The sequence below is a fragment of the Pseudomonas sp. PS01299 genome (assembly GCF_029960145.1).
Taxonomy (GTDB): domain Bacteria; phylum Pseudomonadota; class Gammaproteobacteria; order Pseudomonadales; family Pseudomonadaceae; genus Aquipseudomonas; species Aquipseudomonas putida_A.
Genome location: NZ_JASCPO010000040.1, coordinates 20570 through 38257, shown reverse-complemented (window position 1 = coordinate 38257; position 17688 = coordinate 20570). Strand labels below are relative to the sequence as shown.

Sequence of the window (17688 nt, the reverse complement as noted above, 5' to 3'; positions counted from 1 at the left end):
GCTCCCGAAGGCGATGGATCAGTCGATATTGATATTGACTGACCCACCGCCTTCGGGAGCAAGCCCCCTCCCACAATTGGGATTTGTACCGGGCTTTGAATCAGGCGGCTGGCTGATCCAGCTCCAGGCCCACACCCAGGCGACGGCCCATGCACGGCCAGCGCTTCCACGCAGCACCGGTATCCGGGCTGATCAGTTTGTCGCGGTAGGCCTCTACCGATTCCAGCGCAAAACTATCGTCGTCAAGCATCTTGTCGATGGCGTGATGCACCACTTCGTCCAGTTGATTGGCAAATTCCTCACCGAGCAATTGGTGAGCAATCAGGTTGGCGACCGTCATGTCCAAGGGGATCAGTGGCTGGCCGAGGTGTTTGATGTACAGGTCGTTGACCTCTTCGACAAAGCGGTGCGCCAGATAGGCTTCGTCCAGCAGGCTGTCCAGGCCGACCGGCGGCTGGAGGAAATACTGCTCGGCGATTTTCAGCACCGGTTTGATCTGCGACTCGATTCCCGCTTCCCTGGCAACTTCATTGGCTGCGTCCAGCATGTCTGGTACTTCATCGATATAGGCGGTGACAAAACTCGTCAACGCGTCTTCGCGGTTAGCGTCCGGCAACTGAATGGCCGAATGCAGATGAGGCAACTTGGCTTCCAGCTGACGCTTGAGCCGTCCGGTTTCGTTTTCGGTCTGTCGGGCTTTTTGGATCTGCTCGCGCAATGCGGCGGTGTTCATGAAAACTCCAGGGAACAAGGCAATGAAATAGGGAAGACATAACTTAGCTGGCTTACGAAAAATGCTAAGACGCATTTGTCATAATTATTTCATCCTTGATGCAGCAGCGTTATATCGGTTCGCCACCACTCGTCTGCATCCTTCTCCATTCGTACCCTTGAGCGCAAGCCCCGGCTGTTTCAGATCATTTACGCGTCGACATTGCAATTCCCGGTGGCTGTCTATACTCGCCATTGAATGGAGTTAGCTGATGACGCCCGACTGCCCACGCAGCAAGGCCCGGCGATTCAAGTTCGTAGTCTGATGCAGCCGCTCCCTTGCCGAAGGCGTTGCGCCTACGGGATAACAAGAACGATAAGGGGAACCCGCAATGATGCGACATCCACACGTCTGGATGGGCCTCCTGTTGTGGTCGATTTTCAGCCCGGCTCAAGCGGCCTGGACTGTGAATATGGCGCCTGGAGCGACTGAAATCAGTCACGCAGTATTCGACCTGCACATGACCATTTTCTGGATCTGTGTGGTGATCGGGATCATCGTCTTCGGCGCCATGTTCTGGTCGATGATCGTGCATCGTCGCTCGACCGGGCAGGTCGCCGCAAAATTCCACGAAAGTACCACCGTCGAGATTCTCTGGACTGTCGTGCCGCTGCTGATCCTGGTGGCGATGGCGGTTCCGGCGACCGCTACCCTGATCCGCATGTACGACACCAGTGAGCCGGATATCGATATCCAGATCACCGGCTATCAGTGGAAGTGGCACTACAAATACCTCGGTCAGGACGTCGAGTTCTTCAGCAACCTGGCCACCCCCGCCGAACAGATCCACAACAAGGAAGCCAAGGGCGAGCACTACCTGCTCGAAGTCGACAAGCCGCTGGTGCTGCCGGTCGGCGCCAAGGTGCGCTTCCTCGTGACTTCCGCCGACGTGATCCACTCGTGGTGGGTGCCGGCCTTTGCGGTCAAGCGCGATGCGATCCCCGGGTTCGTCAACGAAGCCTGGACCCGCATCGACAAGCCCGGCATCTACCGCGGGCAGTGCGCCGAATTGTGCGGCAAGGATCACGGCTTCATGCCGATCGTGGTCGACGTCAAAGAGAAGCCCGATTACGACAAATGGCTGGCCGACCGCAAAGCCGAAGCCGCGCAGCTCAAGGAGCTGACCAGCAAGGAATGGACCCTCGACGAACTCAAGGAACGCGGCGACAAGATTTATCACACCACTTGCGTGGCCTGTCACCAGGCCGAAGGCCAGGGCCTGCCGCCGATGTTCCCGGCGCTCAAGGGCTCACCGATTGCCACCGGGCCGAAAGCCGACCACCTGCACCGCGTGTACTTCGGCAAACCCGGCACCGCCATGGCAGCGTTCGGCAAGCAGTTGTCGGAAGTCGATATCGCAGCGGTGGTGACCTACGAACGTAACGCCTGGGGCAACAACAAGGGCGACATGGTCACGCCAAAAGAAGTGCTTGAGCTCAAACAGGCGGAAAGCAAATGAGCCGGTCTATCGCGTACTTCGTGAACCGGCCGGGGCAATGCGCCCCGGCCCGCCCCGTCCACTCACGTAAAGGAGACCGGCCATGAGCGCTGTAATCGATGACCACGGTCATGCCGACCACGCCCACGGCCCCGCCAAAGGCCTGATGCGCTGGGTGCTGACCACCAACCACAAGGACATCGGTACGCTGTACCTGTGGTTTGCGTTCTGCATGTTCCTGCTCGGCGGCACGTTCGCCATGGTGATCCGCGCCGAGCTGTTCCAGCCCGGGCTGCAGATCGTCGAGCCGGCGTTCTTCAACCAGATGACCACCATGCACGGCCTGGTGATGGTCTTCGGGGCGGTGATGCCAGCGTTCGTCGGCCTCGCCAACTGGATGATCCCGTTGATGATCGGCGCGCCGGACATGGCCCTGCCACGGATGAACAACTTCAGCTTCTGGCTGCTGCCGGCGGCGTTCCTGCTGCTGGTCTCGACCCTGTTCACCGCCGGTGGCGGGCCGAACTTCGGCTGGACGTTCTATGCGCCGCTGTCCACGACTTATGCGCCGGAAAGCGTCACCTACTTCATCTTCGCCATCCACCTGATGGGGATCAGTTCGATCATGGGCGCGATCAACGTGATCGCCACCATCCTCAACCTGCGCGCCCCCGGCATGACCCTGATGAAAATGCCGCTGTTCGTCTGGACCTGGCTGATCACCGCGTTCCTGCTGATCGCGGTGATGCCGGTACTGGCCGGGTGCGTGACGATGATGCTGATGGACATCCACTTCGGCACGAGTTTCTTCAGTGCCGCCGGTGGCGGTGACCCGGTGCTGTTCCAGCACGTGTTCTGGTTCTTCGGCCACCCCGAGGTCTACATCATGATCCTGCCGGCCTTCGGCGCCGTCAGCCAGATCATCCCGACCTTCTCGCGCAAGCCGCTGTTCGGCTACACCTCGATGGTCTACGCCACGGCGAGCATCGCGTTCCTGTCGTTCATCGTCTGGGCGCACCACATGTTCGTGGTCGGCATCCCACTGGTGGGCGAGTTGTTCTTCATGTATGCGACCATGCTCATCGCCGTGCCGACCGGGGTGAAGGTGTTCAACTGGGCCAGCACCATGTGGCAAGGCTCGCTGACTTTCGAGACGCCGATGCTGTTCGCCGTAGCGTTTGTGATCCTGTTTTCCATCGGCGGTTTTTCCGGGCTGATGCTGGCCATCGCCCCGGCGGACTTCCAGTACCAGGACACCTACTTCGTGGTCGCGCACTTTCACTACGTGCTGGTGCCGGGGGCGATCTTCGGGATCTTTGCCTCGGCCTATTACTGGCTGCCGAAGTGGACCGGGCACATGTACGACGAAACCCTCGGCAAGCTGCACTTCTGGCTGTCGTTCGTCGGCATGAACCTGACCTTCTTCCCGATGCACTTCGTGGGATTGGCGGGGATGCCGCGACGGATTCCGGACTACAACCTGCAGTTCGCCGACTTCAACATGGTTTCCTCGATCGGCGCGTTCATGTTCGGCGCCACGCAGATCTTCTTCCTGTTCATCGTGATCAAGACCATTCGCGGCGGCCCGCCAGCGCCGGCCAAACCGTGGGACGGCGCCGAAGGTCTGGAGTGGAGCGTGCCGTCACCGGCGCCGTATCACACCTTTACCACGCCGCCGGAAGTGAAATGAAACGCCTTGCCTTTGTGGGAGGGGGCTTGCTCCCGAATGCGTCAGATCATTCCACTCATGGGTTGAATGATGAATTGCATTCGCGAGCAAGCCCACTCCCACAGGGGATCTCGGTGGAGGCTGACAAACATGGCTGACTCGATCTCGCTGAAAAAACTCGTCACCCGCCTGCTCGGTGTGGTGGTGGCAATGTTTGTTTTCGGTTTTGCCCTGGTGCCGATCTACGACGTGATGTGCAAGGCCTTCGGCATCAACGGCAAGACCGCCGGGCAGTACGAGGGTGAGCAGGTGGTGGATAACTCGCGGCAGGTGCGCGTGCAGTTTCTGTCGATGAACAACGCCGACATGCCGTGGGAGTTCTACCCTAAGGGTGAGGAACTGGTGACCCATCCCGGCGGCGTAAACGAGATGATCTTCGTCGCCCGCAACCCCACCGACAAACCGATGAGCGCCCAGGCGGTGCCGAGTATCGCACCCAGCGAAGCGGCGGCGTATTTCCACAAGACCGAATGCTTTTGCTTCACACAGCAGGTGCTGCAGCCGGGTCAGCAGATCGAGATGCCGATGCGTTTCATCATTGACCGCGACATGCCCAAGGACGTGAAGCACCTGACGCTGTCCTACACGCTGTTCGATATCACCGCCCGACATCCTCCGGTGGCTGCAAACACTGGCGGTTAAGCGTGCCCGATAAGGAGAACAATAAATGGCAACTCATGAGCACTATTACGTCCCGGCCCAGAGCAAATGGCCGATCATCGCCACCTTCGGCATGGTCATCACCGTGTACGGCCTGGCGACCTGGTTCAACGATCTGAAGGCAGCGCGCCCGGAATCCCACGGCCCGTACATCTTTTTCGTCGGTGGGCTGTTGCTGGCGTACATGCTGTTCGGCTGGTTCGGGGCGGTGATCAAGGAAAGTCGTGCCGGGCTGTACAGCCCGCAGCTCGACCGCTCGTTCCGCTGGGGCATGAGTTGGTTCATCTTCTCCGAGGTGATGTTCTTCGTCGCCTTCTTCGGTGCGCTGTTTTACGTGCGGCACATCTCCGGCCCGGCGCTGGGCGGCGAAGGCCCGAAAGGCATCGCGCACATGCTCTGGCCGAACTTCCAGTTCACCTGGCCGCTGCTGCACACCCCGGACCCGAAACTGTTCCCGCCGCCCAAGGAAGTCATCAGCCCGTGGGGCCTGCCGCTGATCAACACGATTCTGCTGGTCAGCTCCAGCGTGACCATCACCATCGCCCACCATGCCTTGAAGAAGGGCCATCGCGGCGCGCTGAAAATCTGGCTGGCGATCACCGTTCTATTGGGCTGCGGCTTCCTCGCCTTGCAGGCCGAGGAATACATGCACGCCTACCACGAACTGGGCCTAACCCTGGGTTCGGGCATCTATGGTGCGACGTTCTTCATGCTCACCGGTTTCCACGGCGCCCACGTGACCATCGGCACGATCATTCTGTTCGTGATGCTGATGCGCATCATGAAGGGCCATTTCGATGCCGAGCATCAGTTCGGCTTCGAGGCGGCGAGCTGGTACTGGCACTTCGTCGATGTGGTGTGGATCGGCCTGTTCATCTTCGTTTACGTGCTCTGAGCACTGATCACCAAGGCGCGTGCGACACCAGTTGGCCGCTGTAGAAGCCCCAGGCGATCAAGCCGACGGTGGCAGCGGCCAATGCCACCCGAACACTCAAGGCGATCACCAGGCGATTGGAGCTGCTGTCGTCCTTGACCAGGAAAAACAGGCCGCTGAACAGGCTGATCACCGTGGCAATCAGCAGCAGGACGATGGCTGCTTTGAGCATGGGAAGACTCCGGGGGACAGGCGATGCAGTTGAGTATAGCGATCGCGACGACTGACTTTGTGGCACGGCCATGAAGCGCTTCCGCCCGGGCGTGATACCGACCGTGGTGGTGGCGCTGTTGCTGCCGCTGCTGGTGTCGCTGGGTTTCTGGCAGCTCGGTCGGGGCGCGGAGAAAACCGCCCTGCTCGCCACTTATGCCGAGCGCCGCGCGGCTGATCCGATGGCCAGCAGCGAATTGCTGCACAGCGCCGACCCGGCCTTTCGCCGCGTGCACCTGTACGGCCAGTTCGATGGCGCCCACAGCCTGCTGCTCGACAACCGCCAGCGCAACGGCAAGGTCGGTATCGAGCTGCTGCAACCGTTTCAGGATCGGGCCAGCGGCCAGTGGCTGCTGGTCAATCGCGGCTGGCTGCCATGGCCGGATCGCCGGGTGACGCCGCAATTCGCAACCCCCACCGACGCGGTCAACCTGGATGCCTGGGTCTACGTCGCCCCCGGCGCGACCTTCCAGTTGCACGCCGACCCGGCCAGCAGCACCTGGCCGCAAACGATCACCGCCGTCGAGCCGGCCAAGCTGTGGAAAACCCTCGAACGCGACGGCTTCACCTACGAACTTCGTGCCGAACCCGGCCCCGCCAGCTATGAGGCCGACTGGCCGGTCGTCGCCATGGGCCCGGAAAAACACCTTGGATACGCCGTGCAGTGGTTCGCCATGGCCACAGCCCTGCTCGGCCTCTACCTCTACCTTGGATTGCACAACGCAAAGGAGAAACACCATGGGAACGGCCATGAATCCACCCAGCATGTCTGAGGCGAAAACCCCGGCTACCCGCCGCCGTGGACGGATCCAGCTGTTGCTGATTGTGCTCGGCGTGGTCGGCCCGATGATCCTCGCCACCGGCATGTACAAATTGCAGTTCTGGGTGCCGGAAGGTCGCAGCTATCACGGCGAACTGATCGGCAACGGCCAGACCCGCGCCGACCTCGGCGTGCAAGCCGATGAACAGCGCTGGCAGATGCTGGTGACCGCGCCGAAAGATTGCGCGGTGGACTGTCAGCAACTGGTGTACCTCGCCCGGCAGATCCAGATCGGTCTCGGCCGCGACGCCGGTCGCGCCAGCCACGCCCTCGCCGCTGCCCAACCGCTGAGCGCCGACTACGAAGCCAAGCTGAGCCGCGAATACCCGCAGCTGCAACGCTACCCGCTGGACAGCGCAGCGTTGAGCAAGGCCACCGGCGACAAGGCCACGCCGCAGCTGTGGATCATCGACCCCCACGGCAACTTGGTGCTGCGTTACGAGCCGAGTGTGAAGGGCAAGGATCTGCTCAACGACCTGCGCCACCTGCTGAAACTGTCGAACATCGGATAAGGGCATCGTCATGGCCAAACCTGGATTTCGCCTCGCGCTGTTTGCCACCCTGCTGGCACTGATCGTCGTGCTGCTCGGCGCCTACACCCGCCTGACCCATGCCGGCCTCGGCTGTCCGGACTGGCCGGGCTGCTACGGCTTTATCAGCGTGCCGAAAAGCGAAGCCCAACTGGCCCATGCCGAACTGCATTACCCCGACTCGCCGGTGGTGGCGCACAAGGGCTGGAACGAGATGATCCACCGCTACTTCGCCGGCACCCTCGGCCTGCTGATTGCGATTCTGGCCGGGCGTGCCTGGGTCAATCGTGGTCATCCGGGCCAGCCGCTGAAACTGCCGCTGTTTCTGCTGGCGGTGGTGTTCGCCCAAGCGGCGTTCGGCATGTGGACGGTGACGCTCAAGCTCTGGCCGCAAGTGGTCACCGGGCATTTGCTCGGCGGTTTTGCGACCTTGAGTCTGCTGTTCCTGCTGACCTTGAGATTGTCCGGCGTGCTGCCGGCGCTGACCGTGCCCAGGCGCTTGCAGTATTGGGCGACGGCGGGGCTGTTGCTGGTGATCGGCCAGATCGCACTGGGTGGTTGGGTCAGTTCCAACTACGCGGCGGTGGCCTGCATCGACTTCCCGACCTGTCACGGTCAATGGCTGCCACCGGCGGACTTCGCCAACGGCTTTCACCTGACCCAGCACATCGGCCCCAATTACCTCGGCGGTCAGCTCGACAGCGACGCGCGCACGGCGATTCACCTGACCCACCGTATCGGCGCGCTGCTGGTGACGATCGTCCTGCTCGGTCTGGCCTGGCAACTCAGGGCTGTCGGCATGACGCGTTTGGCCGGGCTAGTCGTCATTGCCCTCGGCGCACAGATCACCCTTGGCATCAGCAACGTGCTGTTCCATCTGCCACTTCCGGTGGCCGTGGCCCACAACGCCGGTGGCGCCGCGCTGCTGCTGAGCATGGTGCTGGTCAATTACCACGCGCGCACCAGTCTGGTCCGGGTCAAACAGCCGATATTGGCGCGCTGGCGTTTGAGCCCACGTAAACATTCGGCGGCGCCCATCACCATTAAAGGAGAAACGCCATGGCGCTTCTGATCGGCGAACGTCCCGCGCAAGCGCTATGGCGTGACTATCTGGAGCTGACCAAGCCGAAAGTGGTGGTGCTGATGCTGATCACCTCGCTGGTCGGCATGTTCCTCGCGACCCGCGCCGGGGTGCCGTGGACGGTGCTGGTGTTCGGCAATCTGGGGATTGCGTTGTGTGCCGGCGGCGCGGCGGCGGTCAATCATGTGGTGGATCGGCGTATCGACGCGGTGATGGCGCGCACGCACAAACGGCCATTGGCCGAGGGCCGGGTTTCGCCGGCAGCGGCGCTGACCTTTGCGCTGGTGCTGGCGCTGCTCGGGCAGGCGATGCTGCTGACTTTCACCAATGCGCTGACCGCATGGCTGACCCTCGCTTCGTTACTCGGCTACGCGGTGATCTACACCGGCTTCCTCAAACGCGCGACGCCACAGAATATCGTCATTGGCGGCCTGGCCGGCGCTGCCCCACCGCTGCTCGGCTGGACTGCCGCCACCGGCCATGTCAGCGCCGAACCGTTGCTGCTGGTGCTGATCATCTTCGCCTGGACCCCGCCGCATTTCTGGGCGCTGGCGATCCATCGCAAGGAGGAGTACGCCAAGGCCGACATCCCGATGCTGCCGGTAACCCACGGCGAGCACTACACCAAGGTGCATATTCTGCTGTACACCTTCGCCCTGCTCGCGGTGAGCCTGCTGCCGTACGTGATCCACATGAGCGGCGTGCTCTACCTCATCTGCGCCCTCGCGCTGGGCGCAAGGTTTCTGCAATGGGCCGTGGTGCTGTACCGTGGCACTCGGCCGCACGCGGCGATCAACACCTTCAAGTACTCTATTTATTACTTGTTCCTGTTGTTCATCGCCCTGCTCGTAGACCACTACTTACTGTTGAACCTATGACTCGAACCCAGAAAACCGTCTTCATTCTCGTCGCCGTGATCGCGCTGATCCTGGGCCTGACCGTCAACAAAGTCCTGAGTGGCAAAGGCCAGGGCGACCCCACCGCGCTGATCGACGCCGGCATCATCCTGCTGCCGCAGAGCCGCACGTTGCCGGGCGTGACCATGACCAATCAGGACGGCCAACCGGTCGCCATCGACGAGTTGAAAGGCAAGTGGAGCCTGCTGTTTTTCGGCTACACCTTCTGCCCGGACATCTGCCCGACCACCCTCGCCCAACTGCGCCAGATCAAGAGCGAGTTGCCCAAGGATGCTGTGGATAAGTTGCAGATCGTGCTGGTCAGCGTCGACCCGAACCGCGATAACCCGCAGCAGTTGAAGCAGTACCTGGGCTACTTCGATCCACAGTTCGTGGGCCTGACGCCGAAGTCGATCGAAGAACTGCAGAAGGTCGCGAATGCGGTGAGTATTCCGTTCATTCCGGCCGATACCAGCAAACCGAATTACACCGTCGACCATAGCGGCAATCTGGCGGTGATCGGGCCGGATGGGACGCAGCGCGGGTTTATTCGTGCGCCGTTGAACAACGCCAAACTGGTTGCGCAGCTGCCGGTGATGCTTAACCGCAAGTAGCAACACCACTGAACCATTGTGGGAGCGGGCTTGCTCGCGAATGCAGTGGGTCAGATAAAGAAATGTTGGCTGACACACCGCATTCGCGAGCAAGCCCGCTCCCACAAGGACGGTGTTTCAGGCAAAAAAAAAGGGGGCGCTCATGGCGCCCCCTTTTTTTTGCAACAACCCAAATCAGAACGCCGGCAATACCGCGCCTTTGTACTTCTCGGTGATGAATTTCTTCACTTCCGGGCTGTGCAGCGCAGCCGCCAGTTTCTGCATCGCGGCGCTGTCCTTGTTGTCCGCACGGGACACCAGGATGTTGACGTACGGCGAGTCGTTGCCTTCGATCACCAGCGCGTCCTTGGACGGATCGAGTTTGGCTTCCAGCGCGTAGTTGGTGTTGATCAGCGCCAGATCGACCTGGGTCAGCACGCGCGGGATGGTCGCGGCTTCCAGCTCACGGATTTTCAGGTCTTTCGGGTTCTGCGCGATGTCTTTCGGGGTCGACAGAATGTTGGTCGGATCCTTCAGGGTGATCAGGCCGGCCTTGGCCAGCAGCAACAGTGCACGGCCGCCGTTGGTGGCGTCGTTCGGGATCACCACGTTGGCGCCGCTTGGCAGGTCCTTCAGATCCTTGATCTTGTTCGAGTAGGCGCCCAGTGGCTCCAGATGCACGCCGGTCACCGCCACCAGGCTGGTGCCCTTGGCCTTGTTGAACTCATCGAGGTACGGCTGGTGCTGGAAGAAGTTGGCGTCCAGGCGCTTTTCAGCCACCTGCACGTTCGGCTGAATGTAGTCGGTGAAGACCTTGACCTTCAGCTCCACGCCTTCTTTGGCCAGGGCCGGCTTCACGAATTCGAGGATTTCCGCGTGCGGCACCGGGGTGGCGGCAACGGTCAGGGTTTCAGCGTGGGCCGAAAAAGCGGCTACGGCAGCGAAAGCAGCGATCAGTTTTTTCATTCAGCTAACTCCTTATGAGGCGCCCGTCTGGCGCCTGCCAGCGAATGGCCGGCTCATCTCTTGATTACAAAAACCGGTTATTTGCGCGAGAAATGCACGACCAGTCGGTCGCCGACCATTTGCAGCACTTGTACCAGAATCAGCAGCAACACCACGGTAACGATCATCACGTCAGTCTGGAAACGCTGGTAGCCGAAACGGATCGCCAGGTCACCCAGACCACCGGCGCCGACCACACCGGCCATTGCCGTGTAGGACACCAGAGTAATCGCGGTCACCGTAATCGCTGCGAAGATGCCCGGACGGGCCTCCGGCAGCAAGGCGTTCATGATGATCTGCCGGGTGGTCGCGCCCATCGACTGGGTGGCTTCGATGATGCCGCGATCGACTTCACGCAGCGCGGTTTCCACCAGACGCGCGAAGAACGGCGTCGCACCCACCACCAACGGCGGAATCGCACCGGCCACGCCCAGCGAAGTGCCGGTGATCAGCACGGTGAACGGGATCATCACGATCAACAGAATGATGAACGGCAACGAACGCAGGATGTTCACCGCCAACGACATGAAGGCGTAGAGGCCACGGTTTTCCAGCAACTGACGCGGGCTGCAGAGAAACAGCAGCACACCCAACGGCAGGCCGAGCAATACGGTGAACAGCAGCGAACCACCGAGCATCAGCAGGGTGTCGCCAGTGGCCAGCCAGATTTCCAGCCAATCGATGTTTTCGAAGAAAGCCTTGAGCATTTCCATTAACGCAGCACCTCCATATGAACGTCAGCGGCGGTGAAGCGGGCGAAAGCCGCTTCCATGTCGCCACCGGTGACGGCGAGGGTCAATTGCCCGTAAGGAATGTCTTTGATGCGGTCGATGCGACCGGCGAGGATGCTGTAGTCGACCCCGGTTTCCCGGGCAACGGTACCGAGCAACGGCGCGTAGGTCGCTTCGCCCTGGAAGGTCAGACGCACGATGCGACCCGGCACGTGAGCGAAGTCGTCGCGCTGTTCGCTTTCGTCGATCTGCTCGCTTTCCTGGACGAAACGCTTGGTGGTCGGGTGCTGCGGATGCAGGAACACATCGGCCACCGAACCTTGCTCGACGATCACCCCTGCGTCCATCACTGCCACCTGATCGCAGACCCGACGGATCACATCCATCTCGTGGGTGATCAGGACGATGGTCAGCTTCAGTTCACGATTGATCTCGGCCAGCAGTTGCAGAACCGACGCGGTGGTCTGCGGGTCGAGGGCGCTGGTGGCCTCGTCGCACAGCAGAATTTTCGGCTTGGTCGCCAGGGCGCGGGCGATGCCGACGCGCTGTTTCTGGCCGCCGGACAGCTGCGCCGGATACTTCTTGGCGTGATCGGACAGACCGACCCGCGCCAGCAACTCGGCGACGCGTTGATTGATTTCACTGCTCGACAGTTCGCCGGCCAAGGTCAGCGGCAGCGCGACGTTGTCGGCCACGGTCTTGGAGGCGAGCAGGTTGAAGTGCTGGAAGATCATCCCGACTTGCTGGCGGAAACGGCGCAGGCCGTTGGCGTCCAGCGCGGTGACTTCTTCGCCGTCGACGATGATCTTGCCGCCGCTGGAATCTTCCAGGCGATTGATCAGACGCAGCAGGGTACTTTTACCCGCACCGGAATGGCCGATCAGGCCGAAGACCTGACCGTTTTCAATCGAAAGACTGGTCGGGTGCAGGGCGGGGATGTCCTTACCGGCGACGCGGTAAGTTTTGTGGACGTTTTGAAACTCGATCACGTAGCGAACCTTGTGGGGCGCGTTAGAAAAGGATCAGCGGTTAGCCGGGCGCGCATTTTAGCCTGTCCGTATAGAGGTTCTTAGCATTTATTTCGCAATTAACCTTCGATTTGGCAATAACAAGATCAAAGGTCATAAAAAAGGAACGCCCGTTCCCGCTCATTGGTCACTAGTTAAGCGACTTGAAACCCTGGGTAACCGTGCCCGGAAAAGCTCAAGAGTCCCCGTTGAAACGGGGTCAACCGAGGAGTTTACGTCTGATGAGCAGCAAGAAACCTACGACCGACAAAAGCCAACTGGCCGGAACCGATACCAAGGATCGCGCCAACACCAACGCCAAACTCGACAGCCTGGAGAAATTTCGCTCCGACGCTACCGGCCAGGCCCTGCGCACCAATCAGGGGGTGAAGGTCGCCGATAACCAGAACACCCTCAAGGCCGGCCCGCGCGGGCCGTCGTTGCTGGAAGACTTCATCATGCGTGAGAAAATCACGCACTTTGACCACGAACGCATTCCAGAGCGCATCGTTCACGCGCGCGGCACTGGCGCGCATGGTTTCTTCCAGGCCTACGAGAACCATTCGACACTGACCAAGGCCGGCTTCCTGCAGGATCCGGGGAAAAAGACTCCAGTGTTCGTGCGTTTTTCCACCGTGCAGGGGCCGCGCGGTTCCGGTGACACCGTGCGCGACGTGCGCGGTTTCGCGGTGAAGTTCTTCACCGACGAAGGCAACTTCGATCTGGTCGGCAACAACATGCCAGTGTTCTTCATCCAGGACGCGATCAAGTTCCCCGACTTTGTCCACGCGGTGAAACCCGAGCCGCACAATGAGATCCCAACCGGCGGCTCGGCCCACGACACGTTCTGGGACTTCGTCTCGCTGGTGCCGGAATCGGCGCACATGGTGATCTGGGCGATGTCCGACCGGGCAATCCCGAAAAGCCTGCGCAGCATGCAGGGCTTTGGCGTGCACACCTTCCGCCTGGTCAACGCCGAGGGCAAATCGCGCTTCGTCAAATTCCACTGGCGCCCTACCGCCGGCACCTGTTCGCTGGTGTGGGACGAGGCGCAGAAGCTCGCCGGTAAAGACACCGACTACCACCGTCGCGATCTCTGGGAAGCCATCGAGATGGGCGACTACCCGGAATGGGAGCTGGGCGTACAAATCATCGAGGAGGAAAACGAACACGACTTCGATTTCGACATCCTCGACCCGACCAAGCTGATCCCCGAAGAAATCGTGCCGATCACCCCGCTGGGCAAGATGACCCTGAACCGCAACCCGGACAACTTCTTTGCCGAGACCGAGCAGGTCGCATTCTGCCCGGGCCACATCGTGCCGGGGATCGACTTCTCCAACGATCCGCTACTGCAAGGCCGGCTGTTTTCCTACACCGATACGCAGATCAGCCGACTCGGTGGGCCGAACTTTCATGAGCTGCCGATCAACCGCCCGGTCGCGCCATTCCATAACGGCCAGCGCGACGCGCAGCACCGCACGGTGATCGACAAGGGGCGCGCGTCCTACGAGCCGAACTCGATTGATGGCGGCTGGCCGAAAGAGACTCCGCCAGCCGCGCAGGACGGCGGCTTCGAGAGCTACCCGGAACGCATCGATGCGAACAAGATCCGTCAGCGCAGCGAGTCGTTCAGCGATCATTTCTCCCAGGCGCGGCTGTTCTTCAACAGCATGAGTGAGCACGAGAAGGAGCACATCATCGCCGCCTACAGCTTCGAGCTGGGCAAGGTCGAACGCGAGTTCATCCGTGCACGGCAGGTGAACGAGATTCTCGCCAACATTGACCTGGAATTGGCCAAACGTGTGGCGGCCAACCTCGGATTGCCAGCGCCAGGCAAAGGCACGGTCGAGGTGCGTAAAACCTCGTTCGATCATTCGCCAGCGCTGAGTCAGGCGAATCTGCTGCCAGAGGACATCAAAACCCGCAAAGTGGCGATTCTTGCCGCTAACGGCGTCGATGGTGCAGCGATTGATGCGATGAAAAAGGCCTTGGAAGCAGAAGGTGCGCACGCCAAGCTGCTCGGCCCGACTTCGGCACCGGTGAAGACTGCCGACGGCAAAGCCCTGCCGGTGGACGCATCCATGGAAGGTATGCCTTCAGTGATCTTCGATGCGGTGTTCGTGCCGGGTGGTGCGGCGTCGATCAAGGCGTTGAGTGGCGACGGCGTGGCGCTGCATTACCTGCTGGAAGCCTACAAGCACCTCAAGGCGATTGCGCTCCACGGCGAGGCCAAGCAGTTGCAGGATCTACTGAAGCTGGAAGCGGATGCAGGACTGCTGCAGGGCAAGGATGTGCCGGGGTTGACCAAGCCGTTCTTCGCGGCGATCGGGCAGCATCGGGTCTGGGCGCGGGAGCCTAAGGCTAAGGCCATTCCAGCTTAAGTTCTTGGCTGGCTGAGAGGACGCTTTCGCGAGCAAGCCCGCTCCCACAGGGTTCACGCTGTACCTGTGGGAGCGAGCCTGCTCGCGAAGCTTTTAGGGTTTGGCTGGAATCAGAACCATCTGCGCCGGCACCGTGCGCAGGATCTGTTTTTCAATCTTCAGCTCAAAATCCGGATTGAGTTTCTTCACGCGCTTGCTCAGCAACGTCGCCAGCCATGGGTAATCCTGGGTGCGCGGCGCCTGAATGCTCACGGCACACTCATAATTCACCACATCGGCGGCGATCGCGTCGAGTTGCCGGCGAAGCTTGCGGCTATCGTTGATGTTCAGCGCCACCGTGGTGCTTTCGGCAGTCGGATCGATGACCTTGGCTTTCGGCTTGGCTTCGGCCGCCAGCAGCGCCGCTTCGGCTTTCTCCAGCTCGGCTTTGCGCGCTTCGGTGATGGCACCATTGACGCCACCGGTCAGCGCCGGGGCTTTCGGCATCAGGGCACGGGCACGGCTCAGCGCAGTGGCTGCGGCGTTCACATCACCCTTTTGCAATACGATCTGGCTGCGGCGCAGGTAGGCCTCAGCCAACTGGCGCTGGTATTGCTCCAGGGACTGATCGTTGGGGGTTTGTGCCTGCAAGGCGGCCAGTTGGTCTTCGGCGGTGGCCAGTTCGCTGCTGGCCAGGCTTTGCTCCAGCTGTGCGATGGCCGTGGCCCGCGCGTCGGGGGCTTCGGCCACCGGCGGCGTGCTTTGGCAGGCGCCCAGCAGCACGGAAAATGCGACAAGGAGCAGATAACGGGAGGCGAACGGCTTCATTCCTGCGACTCTCTAATTGCGCAAAAAGCGAGCAAGTCTACACCCCTCGACGGGGCAGAACAAAACTCAGCAGAAACAGTGCGGCCGCCGTCACAACGATCGACGGCCCCGCCGGGGTGTCCTTGAACCATGACAACGCCAGCCCGCCACATACGGCGAGCATGCCCAGCAGGCTCGCGCCCACGGCCATCTGCTCCGGCGAGCGGGCGTGACGTTGTGCCGCAGCCGCCGGAATGATCAGCAGCGAAGTAATAAGCAACACACCGACGATTTTCATCGCCACCGCGATCACCACCGCAATCAACAGCATCAGCGCCATGCGCAGGCCCGCCACCGGCAGGCCTTCGACCTTGGCCAATTCCTCATGCACGGTGATCGCCAGCAGCGGCCGCCACAGCGTCACCAGCAACACCAGTACCGCCGCGCTGCCGCCGAGGATCCACGCCAGGTCAGTCGGGCTGATCGCCAGCAGGTCGCCGAACAGATAGGCCATCAGGTCGATCCGCACTTCATGCATGAAGCTTAGTACCACCAGCCCGAGAGAGAGCGTGCTCGGTGCGAGAATTCCCAAAAGCGTGTCGGAGGCCAGCGGCTGACGCTGTTGCAAGGTCACCAGCAGCACCGCCAGCAGCAGGCAGCCGACGGTCACCGCGACCGCCGGGCTGACATCCAGCAGAAAGCCCAGGGCCACGCCGAGCAGCGCAGCGTGTGACAGGGTGTCGCCGAAGTAGGCCATGCGCCGCCAGACCACGAACGAACCCAACGGCCCGGCGACCAGCGCCAGCGCCAGACCTGCAAGCAGGGCATACAACAGAAAATCAGCCATGCTTGCAGTGGTCTCCGTGAACGTGGGTGTGGCCCGCACCGGGCGCCTTGACCACCGAACCGTGCAGGTCGTGGGCGTGGTCGTGATGGTGGTGATAGATCGCCAGGCTCGGTGCGTTCTTGCCGAACAGCTCGACGAACGCCGGATCGCCGCTGACCTGCTCCGGATGCCCGGAACAGCAGACGTGGCGATTCAGACAAACCACCTGATCGGTGGTGCTCATCACCAGATGCAAATCGTGGGACACCATCAGCACGCCGCAGCCGTGACGGTCACGCAGGCGGGTGATCAGGCTGTACAGCTCGGCCTGCCCGGCGACATCGACGCCCTGCACCGGCTCATCCAGCACCAACAGCTCCGGCTCGCGCAGCAGCGCCCGGGCCAGCAGCACGCGCTGCATTTCGCCACCGGAAACACTTTGCACCGGGCTGTCGATGACGTGTTCGGCGCCGACTTCCTTGAGCGCCGCCAATGCACGCGGACGGTCTACGCCGGGCACCAGGCGCAGGAAGCGCAGTACCGACAGCGGCAAGGTCGGGTCGACGTGAAGTTTTTGCGGCATGTAGCCGACGCGCAGTTTCGGCTTGCGCCAGACACTGCCGCTGTCAGGCTTCAGCAGGCCAAGCACGGCGCGCACCAGTGTGGTCTTGCCGGCGCCGTTGGGGCCGATCAGGGTGACGATCTGCCCCGGTTCGACACTCAGCTCGATGTTGTCCAGCACGGTCTGCCCGGCAAACGTGACGGCAACCTGCTCAAGACGGATCAACGGGTTGCTCATCAAGCCCCCTGGCAACCGGAGCACAGGCCGACCACTTCGACGGTCTGCGCTTCGACGATGAAACCGACATCCCTAGCGCTATTGATGATCGCGTCGCTGATAGCTTTCTGTTCCAGCTCAATGGCGGCGTGGCAGTCGCGGCAGATCAGGAACTGGCCCTGATGCGCATGTTCCGGATGCACGCAACCGACAAAGGCGTTGAGCGAAGAAATGCGGTGCACCAGGCCATTTTCCAGGAGGAAATCCAGCGCGCGGTACACGGTCGGCGGCGCGGCGCGGCGGCCGTCCTGCTCGCTGAGCACCGCCAGAATGTCGTAGGCGCCCAGCGGCTTGTGGCTCTGCCACACCAGTTCCAGCACCCGCCGGCGCAACGCAGTCAGGCGCAGGCCTTTCTGGGCGCACAAGGTATCGGCCTCGGTCAGTGCGCTGTGCACGCAATGAGAGTGGTCGTGGGGACGGCTGGCAATCGGTGTAATAGGCATGGGCG

At 61.5% G+C, this 17688-nt stretch carries 19 protein-coding genes; 10 read left to right on the top strand and 9 right to left on the bottom strand.

Features of this window, described 5'->3' with window-relative positions; all coding sequences use genetic code 11:
• Positions 1 to 100 precede the first annotated feature (100 nt).
• Positions 101 to 733 (bottom strand): hypothetical protein, encoded by a 633-nt coding sequence (locus QMX91_RS10125; RefSeq protein ID WP_135294669.1) that lies wholly within the window; start codon positions 731 to 733, stop codon positions 101 to 103.
• Between the two features lie 370 nt (positions 734 to 1103).
• Here QMX91_RS10125 and coxB point away from each other — a divergent pair, with 370 nt between their 5' ends.
• The 4 genes from coxB to QMX91_RS10105 all read left to right on the top strand — a co-directional run bounded on the left by coxB (position 1104) and on the right by QMX91_RS10105 (position 5494).
• On the top strand, positions 1104 to 2231 hold the full coding sequence (gene coxB, locus QMX91_RS10120) for a cytochrome c oxidase subunit II (protein WP_135294668.1): 1128 nt from the start codon (positions 1104 to 1106) through the stop codon (positions 2229 to 2231).
• A gap of 82 nt (positions 2232 to 2313) precedes the next feature.
• A complete protein-coding gene (ctaD, locus tag QMX91_RS10115) occupies positions 2314 to 3900 on the top strand; it encodes a cytochrome c oxidase subunit I (RefSeq protein ID WP_007962785.1) in 1587 nt (528 codons plus the stop codon).
• Between the two features lie 129 nt (positions 3901 to 4029).
• Positions 4030 to 4581 carry a cytochrome c oxidase assembly protein gene (locus QMX91_RS10110; protein ID WP_003220348.1) on the top strand — a complete coding sequence of 184 codons (552 nt, stop codon included), beginning with the start codon at positions 4030 to 4032 and terminating at the stop codon, positions 4579 to 4581.
• A 25-nt stretch (positions 4582 to 4606) separates the two neighbouring features.
• Positions 4607 to 5494 carry a cytochrome c oxidase subunit 3 gene (locus tag QMX91_RS10105; protein ID WP_282412655.1) on the top strand — a complete coding sequence of 296 codons (888 nt, stop codon included), beginning with the start codon at positions 4607 to 4609 and terminating at the stop codon, positions 5492 to 5494.
• A gap of 7 nt (positions 5495 to 5501) precedes the next feature.
• Here the strand turns inward: QMX91_RS10105 and QMX91_RS10100 are convergent, their stop codons facing one another.
• Complete coding sequence (locus QMX91_RS10100; RefSeq protein ID WP_003220344.1) at positions 5502 to 5705, bottom strand: twin transmembrane helix small protein; 204 nt, start codon at positions 5703 to 5705, stop codon at positions 5502 to 5504.
• 70 nt (positions 5706 to 5775) lie between these two features.
• On the opposite strand from QMX91_RS10100, the gene QMX91_RS10095 reads away from it, so the two are divergent.
• From QMX91_RS10095 to QMX91_RS10075, 5 genes are read left to right on the top strand one after another with little or no spacing between them, the layout of a single operon-like run.
• Positions 5776 to 6516 (top strand): SURF1 family protein, encoded by a 741-nt coding sequence (locus tag QMX91_RS10095; RefSeq protein WP_282412654.1) that lies wholly within the window; start codon positions 5776 to 5778, stop codon positions 6514 to 6516.
• Positions 6482 to 7075 (top strand): hypothetical protein, encoded by a 594-nt coding sequence (locus QMX91_RS10090; RefSeq protein WP_096797322.1) that lies wholly within the window; start codon positions 6482 to 6484, stop codon positions 7073 to 7075. The genes QMX91_RS10095 and QMX91_RS10090 overlap by 35 nt, the downstream gene beginning before the upstream one ends.
• A gap of 10 nt (positions 7076 to 7085) precedes the next feature.
• Complete coding sequence (locus QMX91_RS10085) at positions 7086 to 8165, top strand: COX15/CtaA family protein (protein WP_282412653.1); 1080 nt, start codon at positions 7086 to 7088, stop codon at positions 8163 to 8165.
• A complete protein-coding gene (gene cyoE / locus QMX91_RS10080; RefSeq protein ID WP_003220336.1) occupies positions 8153 to 9052 on the top strand; it encodes a heme o synthase in 900 nt (299 codons plus the stop codon). The genes QMX91_RS10085 and cyoE overlap by 13 nt, the downstream gene beginning before the upstream one ends.
• Positions 9049 to 9684, top strand: a complete 636-nt coding sequence (locus QMX91_RS10075; protein ID WP_007962772.1) for an SCO family protein — start codon at positions 9049 to 9051, stop codon at positions 9682 to 9684. The genes cyoE and QMX91_RS10075 overlap by 4 nt, the downstream gene beginning before the upstream one ends.
• A 174-nt stretch (positions 9685 to 9858) precedes the next feature.
• Here the strand turns inward: QMX91_RS10075 and QMX91_RS10070 are convergent, their stop codons facing one another.
• The 3 genes from QMX91_RS10070 to QMX91_RS10060 form a co-directional block, all read right to left on the bottom strand.
• Positions 9859 to 10629 (bottom strand): MetQ/NlpA family ABC transporter substrate-binding protein, encoded by a 771-nt coding sequence (locus QMX91_RS10070; RefSeq protein ID WP_282412652.1) that lies wholly within the window; start codon positions 10627 to 10629, stop codon positions 9859 to 9861.
• Positions 10630 to 10706: 77 nt separating this feature from the next.
• A complete protein-coding gene (locus QMX91_RS10065; protein WP_096797317.1) occupies positions 10707 to 11381 on the bottom strand; it encodes a methionine ABC transporter permease in 675 nt (224 codons plus the stop codon).
• Positions 11381 to 12388, bottom strand: coding sequence for a methionine ABC transporter ATP-binding protein (locus QMX91_RS10060; RefSeq protein ID WP_027610230.1), 1008 nt, complete (start codon positions 12386 to 12388; stop codon positions 11381 to 11383). Before QMX91_RS10060 ends, QMX91_RS10065 begins: the two co-directional genes overlap by 1 nt.
• A 260-nt stretch (positions 12389 to 12648) precedes the next feature.
• Between QMX91_RS10060 and katE the strand changes: the two genes are divergently transcribed.
• A complete protein-coding gene (gene katE / locus QMX91_RS10055) occupies positions 12649 to 14790 on the top strand; it encodes a catalase HPII (RefSeq protein WP_135294665.1) in 2142 nt (713 codons plus the stop codon).
• Positions 14791 to 14883: 93 nt separating this feature from the next.
• Here katE and QMX91_RS10050 read toward each other — a convergent pair whose 3' ends face one another.
• Genes QMX91_RS10050 through QMX91_RS10035 form a run of 4 tightly spaced genes read right to left on the bottom strand, consistent with a single transcriptional unit; the run spans position 14884 to position 17683 of the window.
• Entirely contained in the window at positions 14884 to 15597 is a 714-nt protein-coding gene (locus QMX91_RS10050) for a PA5502 family lipoprotein (RefSeq protein WP_103367997.1), read from the bottom strand.
• Positions 15598 to 15634: 37 nt separating this feature from the next.
• Positions 15635 to 16423 carry a zinc ABC transporter permease subunit ZnuB gene (gene znuB, locus QMX91_RS10045; RefSeq protein WP_247839439.1) on the bottom strand — a complete coding sequence of 263 codons (789 nt, stop codon included), beginning with the start codon at positions 16421 to 16423 and terminating at the stop codon, positions 15635 to 15637.
• Positions 16416 to 17201, bottom strand: coding sequence for a zinc ABC transporter ATP-binding protein ZnuC (gene znuC, locus QMX91_RS10040; protein WP_027610233.1), 786 nt, complete (start codon positions 17199 to 17201; stop codon positions 16416 to 16418). The genes znuB and znuC overlap by 8 nt, the downstream gene beginning before the upstream one ends.
• A complete protein-coding gene (locus QMX91_RS10035; RefSeq protein WP_098966472.1) occupies positions 17201 to 17683 on the bottom strand; it encodes a Fur family transcriptional regulator in 483 nt (160 codons plus the stop codon). Before QMX91_RS10035 ends, znuC begins: the two co-directional genes overlap by 1 nt.
• Positions 17684 to 17688 lie beyond the last annotated feature (5 nt).